This window comes from Clostridium sp. AF36-4 (genome assembly GCF_003435975.1).
Taxonomy (GTDB): Bacteria; Bacillota; Clostridia; order Lachnospirales; family Lachnospiraceae; genus Eubacterium_F.
Genome location: NZ_QTVH01000018.1, coordinates 47,411 through 53,619 on the forward strand (window position 1 = coordinate 47,411; position 6,209 = coordinate 53,619).

At 41.2% G+C, this 6,209-nt stretch carries 6 protein-coding genes; all 6 read right to left on the minus strand.

Translation table 11 applies throughout. From position 1 onward, the window contains the following. Positions 1 to 90: 90 nt before the first annotated feature. A complete protein-coding gene (locus DW005_RS10010) occupies positions 91 to 567 on the minus strand; it encodes a TspO/MBR family protein (RefSeq protein ID WP_117479199.1) in 477 nt (158 codons plus the stop codon). A 75-nt stretch (positions 568 to 642) separates the two neighbouring features. Then, complete coding sequence (locus DW005_RS10015; protein ID WP_117479200.1) at positions 643 to 1,500, minus strand: NUDIX domain-containing protein; 858 nt, start codon at positions 1,498 to 1,500, stop codon at positions 643 to 645. Between the two features lie 30 nt (positions 1,501 to 1,530). Further along, the gene (locus DW005_RS10020) at positions 1,531 to 2,856 is read right to left on the minus strand and encodes an MATE family efflux transporter (protein ID WP_242989417.1); all 1,326 of its coding nucleotides are present in this window, start codon (positions 2,854 to 2,856) and stop codon (positions 1,531 to 1,533) included. A 67-nt stretch (positions 2,857 to 2,923) separates the two neighbouring features. Further along, the gene (locus DW005_RS10025; RefSeq protein ID WP_117479201.1) at positions 2,924 to 5,068 is read right to left on the minus strand and encodes a carbohydrate binding domain-containing protein; all 2,145 of its coding nucleotides are present in this window, start codon (positions 5,066 to 5,068) and stop codon (positions 2,924 to 2,926) included. Positions 5,069 to 5,488: 420 nt separating this feature from the next. After that, entirely contained in the window at positions 5,489 to 5,764 is a 276-nt protein-coding gene (locus DW005_RS10030; RefSeq protein ID WP_022377842.1) for a hypothetical protein, read from the minus strand. A gap of 88 nt (positions 5,765 to 5,852) precedes the next feature. Further along, a complete protein-coding gene (locus tag DW005_RS13850) occupies positions 5,853 to 6,023 on the minus strand; it encodes a hypothetical protein (protein ID WP_022377843.1) in 171 nt (56 codons plus the stop codon). Positions 6,024 to 6,209 lie beyond the last annotated feature (186 nt).

The window sequence follows — 6,209 nt, forward strand, 5'->3', positions numbered from 1 at the left end:
CGTTTATCCTTAATCTTATCTTATTTGTAAATATTTTTATGGTACAGATATTATATCGGCGGAAAATTTATTTTGATTTACTATGAACAACTATTTTTTCATCCACCACACCGACGCATTTAAAACCGCTGCAAAAATCACCCACAAAAGATAGGGAATCTGAAGCCATGCAGCCACCGGGTCAATGAGGCGCCATACAAGTATCATCATAAAAATCAACAAAAGCATAATGAGAAGCCAGACAAGGGCAAATCCATAGGCCTGCAGATTAAAGAAGAAAACGCCCCACATAAGATTAAAGAATAATTGTACCCAAAACAAATTGAGTCCGATTGTTTTTGCCATGCTTTCTTCACTGCTAAAAATACGGGCAAGTCCGATTCCCATCAGGGCATACAAAATCGTCCAAACAATTGGAAACAGCACTGCCGGCGGAGAAATAACCGGCCGAATTCCCATACCATATTCTGCTATGCCATCCCGAATTACAAATGCTCCTAATGCGCCCAAAAGTTCAATCAAGACAACGGTTCCAAGATACAACTTAACCTCTTGTTTTTTTAACATAAATATTCATTTCCAGCACCACATTCTTTGTACCAATATATTTGTCAAACCGGGAAAATATACCGCAATAAAAAGCTATTCCAGGCCTTTACGAAACCGGTCAATCATCGTTGCCGTAAGGCTTAATAGATTTTTATCTTCTTCAATTTTATCCCGCTTAACAAAGCGCGCCGTTGCAAGTTCCGTTTCGTCAATTGTAATCGAAGTACCGCCATCTACTTCGCAGTAATAGCCAAGTAAAAGATTCGAGTCAAAGCCCCATGGCTGGCTGTCAAAATAACGGATATTTTTCACACGAAGTCCCACTTCTTCCTGCACCTCACGCACGACCGTCTGCTCCGGTGTCTCACCAATTTCACAGAAACCGGCAAGCAGTGCACGCCCTTTGTAGGGACGGTCTGCATACGTGGAAATCAAAATAGAATCCTCATGAATCAACCCGATAATCACCGCTGGGGCAATCTTTGGAAAAATCAAATTTCCACAATGCGGGCACCTCTTCATCCGCTCCTTTTTATCATGCACGGTTTTTGTACCACAGCGCCCGCAAAAAACATTGTCGCGGTACCAGACATACAAATGATATCCTGTCATCCCGGCAAAGCAGGTGTATACTGGGGCATTTCTGCGAAGACTCCGAATTGGTTCATAGGAAAAAGAAAAAATGTCTGATATAAACAAACCCGCTGATAAATCCCCCGGCATATAAAGAAAATAACAGGTTTCATCAATCGAAAATAAATATTGTAATAAATGCTTTTCACACCCCAATTCACTATAGGTTGGAAGCACAATTTTTCCATCTTCAATACGGCACAAAATCCTGTCATCCGGTTTCCCATGTCCACGAAAAACAAGCACAAAATCATCCGGTTTTGGACTTTTTGCATGATAAGCGTTATCAAACTTTTTTGGTGCAATTTCTTGTATCATAACCAGTTCTCCTTAAAATCAGTAAATATCTTAAATCACTTTTTTCATCTGCCAACGCCCGGACAAATATCTCACAACAAATAACAGCGAGCGAACCGCCCAGTCAATAAACATACCAAACCACACACCTAAAATACCCATGTTACATACCACCGCAAGTAAATAACTGCAAAGCACGCGGAACAGCCACATGGAAATAATTCCTGTCAGCATCGTAAATTTCACATCGCCTGCTGCCCGCAATGCATTTGGCAGGGTAAAACTGAGTGGCCAGATAAAAACAGCAATTGTACTAAACCAGCGAAGCACCTCTGCTGCCATTTGTGTCGCCTCCGGCGAAAGCGAAAATACAGACACAACAGGAACCGCAAAAACAAACAGCAAAATATTCATAATCCAGTCCCCTGCATAAGCAAATAACATCAACTTTTTCGTATATTTTTTTGCCTGTGCCACTTCACCGGCACCAAGACACGTTCCAACCACCGTAATCAATGCAAGTCCCATCGACATGCCGGGAATATTCGGAAATTCAATAATTGAATAACTGACCGAATTGGCTGCAATCGCTGCCGTTCCAAATGCTGTTATCATGCTTACCACCATTAATTTTCCCACCTGAAACATACTATTTTCAATTCCGCTTGGGATTCCAATTCGGAGAATCCGAAGAATCATTTTCTTATTAGGAATAAGAGAAGAAAATCTTTTTAACTGCAACGGATTATAAGGACGGGCAACCAAAATTGTCATACAAACACCACAGACAACTCGACTTACAAGTGTCGCAAGTGCCACCCCGAGCACCCCATAACCAAGTGCCACCAAAACCGCATTCAGCGCAATATTAATCGCATTCATTAACACACTGAGTCCCATACTGACCTTACTGTTTCCTACACTTCTGAAAATGGCTGCTCCCGCATTATAAATTCCAAGAAATGGATAAGAAAGTGCCGTTACAAACATATAAATCCATGCACTGTGCATAACCGAATCTTCCACACTGCCAAAGATTGCCGGTAACATCTGCTTTCCAAAGACTGCACAAATAAACGCTGCCGCCATTGAAAAAACGAAAAGCACCGTCTCTAACTGTCCTGCTGCATACGTAGCATCTTTTGTATCACGTCGTCCGTTATACTGACTGCAAACGACGGCACCTCCTGTCGCAAGTGCCGCCATAACCTGAATAATTAATAGATTAATATTGGTCGTAAGTGCTACGCCGGACACCGCTGCTTCTCCAGCCTTAGAAACCATCAGCGTATCCACCATGCCGACCATTACATTTAAAAACTGTTCAAACATAAGAGGCATCACAAGTGCCCTTAGCTGTTTTCCTGTGTACATCATTCATCTCATATCCTTACGTCTCATTTCTGAACATAGTGTACCACAGGTTTTTCTTCCCTTCAACTATCTAGTTATATCCGATTGCCATCAGGGTGAACTTCTTTGATTCACTTTCATCATTCATGCGAAGTTCAATTGTATGCTCTGCCTCGGCATCCTCTTCGATGGCTACATATACTTTACCATTATTCCATCCACTGGTATCATAACCACTCAGGGTTGCCTGAAGTTTTCCATCTACATACAAATCAGCCGAACCATATTCTTTCGAATTGCTTAATTTATAAATTAACGTAAGTGCTTTACATTTTACTTTTAATTTCAAAGCGTCCGTGCCGCTTGTTGACGTATGCATCCAGTTATCCGGGAACCATGCCGCGCCTTTTTGTCCCTTATACTCGTACTGAAAAGAGCCCGTTGCATTATCATTTTGATTAAATCCGCCGGAGCTAAATGATGTAATTGCATTGTCCTTTGTAACATCAGTCTTAGAATCCAACATCTTCATTCCCTGGTAAGCAGATGACTTAACCGGTGCCATCGCATCCATATCAGTGATATTATCTTCTTCTGCCGTTTCTTTATCCATCTTATCAAACATGCGTGTAATACAGTCTGCCATCAACTGATAACCAGTGTTGTTTGGATGCAGAGAATCACCAAAGTACCATTTATAAAATGCTTTCTGGTCATTTCCATTAAAATAAGACGAAATCGCATTTCCCATACTAATCATCGGTAAATCATAATGCGTACCAAATGGACGATAATTGTTTTCACAGACAACACCGCCACTCGCCTTCTGAAATACTGAGAACACAAGCACAACGGCAGAGCCGGATTTCAATGCCTGGCGAATCAGTCCTTCATAACCTTTTCCTGCGGTTGCCGTACCATAATCATTTACAGCGAATTCAATGAACAGCACATCCGGATGGTCGCTTCCCTCCGGCAAACGATCAATCACATCACGATTGTAACGTACCACACCAATATCGGATGGCGTTCCGCTCATTCCGGCATTGATAAAGTGAACATTTTCTCCATTGTTCTTTCCATATTTTGCTCCAAACGTCTTTGCGGAAACTTCCGCATAACACATGCTGTTTGGTTTTGCTAATGCGCCCTCAGTAATGGAACCGCCAATGTAGGCAAGCGTGACGTCTTTTCCGTCTCTCGCATTTTGGATTACTTTCTTGATTCTTGCGTTATTTCCGGTTGAGTACACACTATTTTCAAGCATCTCCTCGTACTGAGCATCTGTAACTTTATACACATCATTCTGTGCTTTTCCGCTAATGATAACATCATCCACAAGGAATGAATCCGTCGCGGTAGTCATGGTGAGTGTCATCGCAACATCGCCCTGATTTTTCGGAATCGTAATTTCACCTTTGAGCGTGGTCCATTTACCGCTTATGCAAGTTTTTCCTGCATCTGCGTTTGTAATCAGCGTAACGTCTCTTGCCATTCCATTCTGGTCCGTATAAGTCATACGAAGTGCAACCTTCTGGCTTTTTCCGGTATCCTGCTTTACAACAACGCTGAACTGATAATGCTCACCGGCAATCACATACGCGGAAATTGGAAGTTTTGCACCATCTGTTTCACTCGTTCTGTCTTTCACAAGAAGACTGTTCATACCGCCTTCTGTGTAGTTCTGTGAATTGGAAACTTCCAGTTTGCCACCAATCGGCGCAAATCCTTTGAGGTCCCCGTCTTCAAAATAGTTACTGTATACTTCCGACGCAACCGGTTCCGGCGTCTTAATCGGCACTTTGGTCACCAGTGGTTTCTCCAATGGTGTGCTTGTCGGCTGATTTGTTGGTTTACTCGTCTGCACCGGTACCTTCGTCACTTTAACTGTCTTTTTCTTTGTTACAATAATCTTTACGGTTCCAATTTTCTTTGTCTTTTTCTTATACTTTTCCTTCACCGTAACTTTGGCAGTTCCGACTTTTACTGCTTTGACCTTGCCGGAAGCTGAAACTTTAATTCTTTTGTTTGATGCGGTAAATTTGTATTTTGCTTTTTTCTTCTTATTCTTTACCACAATCTTTTTTGATTTTCCCTGCTCAATCTTAATTGTTTTTTTTGCAGGTTTTGCTTTCTTTGCTGCCGCACTGCTGTCCGATGCCGTGGCCGTTAATGACACAACCATCGCCACAGCCAGTCCGTGGCAAAGTAACTTCTTCATTTTTGCACAACCCATAATTGGCCTCCTTTATAATTTTATGTCTATATTATAGGGGATTTGTATAAGTTTTGCAAGGTGGCATTTTTTCAAGTTTCGTAAATTATCAAGAAAACGGTTACGTTAAGTGGGCACTCCCATTAAACAAACGCGTAAGGGTATCGGCATGTTAAATACACATGCTCGATACCCACGTGTTTGTACCCACTTATCGCAACCGTTTTCTTGATGATTTACTGGAATCCTGAAAAACTGATATCTAACACCGTATATAAACTAGTTCTTGTAATGCCTTTTGGGGGGGCAGGGCATACTTTTTCTGACATCCACCTGAAGCCCTGTATGACAACGCTTTTAATATTTCGCTGTATGCTTAGCAAAAAATGAGAATGTGAAACAACATTCTCGTTTTCTGGCTAAGCATACAGTGAAACTAATTTATTCCAGCCCTTCATTATAAATCCGATTGATGGCTGCCTGTGCTTGTTCCATCTCATGTTTTTTTATGATTCGGTCTCTGTCTTCTAAGATTGCTATCATTTCGTCGACAAGCTGTTCTTCTTTTAGCTCGGTCATGCGGTACAAATAGCCGAGCATTCGTGTGGCTGTATAATCGGTATTCATATATTTGTATGCAATCTCCCGGCACAGACTTTCGGCAAAGCCTTTTTGTAATAGTATTTCGTAAATTGCGTCACTTTTTCTTGTATCCATGAAATTCCTCCAATTTCAATACACTATTGCTCACCTGCATATTGCTACTTTCCAGACGTAACGACCGGAACAGATTTTTTTAACTTCTTTAGAAACCCGGCATTTTTCCAAAATCAATGCCATATGTGTAATACGTTCCCGTGTCTTTTCTCATAAGAAGTGCTTCGTTCATTTTTATGTATTCAATTCCTTTCACGAGAAATGATTTGCCAACGGCTGTGTTGTATAGTCCTTCGGTTAAGGTTTGGTAAGTAGGCATAGGCGCTCCTTTCTTAGTGCTTTTGGGGTTGAAATGTTTGGTTTTAGTGTAGCATGTTTTGGTGAATGGGGCAATTATCTTCTTTTTATTTTTGATTGTAAAAATAGCACCTAACAATTTCTGTTAGATGCTATCAGACTGTAGACAAAGTCCACGACAAATGTCGTGGATTTTTCTCGTATTAAA